The 585-nt window shown below is 67.2% G+C and carries 1 protein-coding gene; it reads right to left on the bottom strand.

Translation table 11 applies throughout. The features are described 5' to 3' along the window. Nucleotides 1–585 (bottom strand): ABC transporter permease (locus AC1D00_RS44450; protein ID WP_477015122.1); only part of this gene is annotated, 585 nt, incomplete at both ends.

The following is a 585-nucleotide window of genomic DNA, read 5'->3' as shown; positions in this document are numbered from 1 at the left end:
TTCGACGAACTCCTTTTCGCGGATCGACAGGAACTGCGCGCGCACGAGGCGGGCGACCGGCATCCAGCGCAGGCCCCCGATCACGAGCACGATCAGGATGAAGATGCCGCCCTCGGGTCCGAACGCGGCCTTGAGCCCGTCACGGAACAGATAGATCAGCAGCAGCAGCAGCGGCAGCTGTGGCAGCGACAGGAAGAGATCGGTGAGCCACATCAGCCCGTGACCGAGCGCACCGCGCGACATGCCGGCAAGCGCACCGATCAGCGTACCGACGAACACCGAGACCAGCATCGCGGCAAGGCCGACCGCGAGCGAGATGCGCCCGCCGTAGATCATGCGGGCGAGGATGTCCTGCCCGAGATCGTCGGTGCCGAAGGGATGGGCGAGCGAGGGCCCCTGCATGCCCGCCACGATGTCGATGTCGTCGATCTTGACCCGCCAGACGAAGGGGCCGGCGACCACCGCCAGCACCAGAATGAGGAGCAGGAACGCACTGACCACGGCAAGCTTGTGGCGGCTATAGCGCCGCCACGTCTCGCGCCAGGGCGAGTAGACGCGCCGCTCAGCGGAGGGAGATGCGAGGGT

Source organism: Bradyrhizobium sp. P2_E8 (assembly GCF_056403875.1).
The sequence above is the reverse complement of the archived record's forward strand: the minus strand, read 5'-3'. Positions and strand labels throughout refer to the sequence as shown.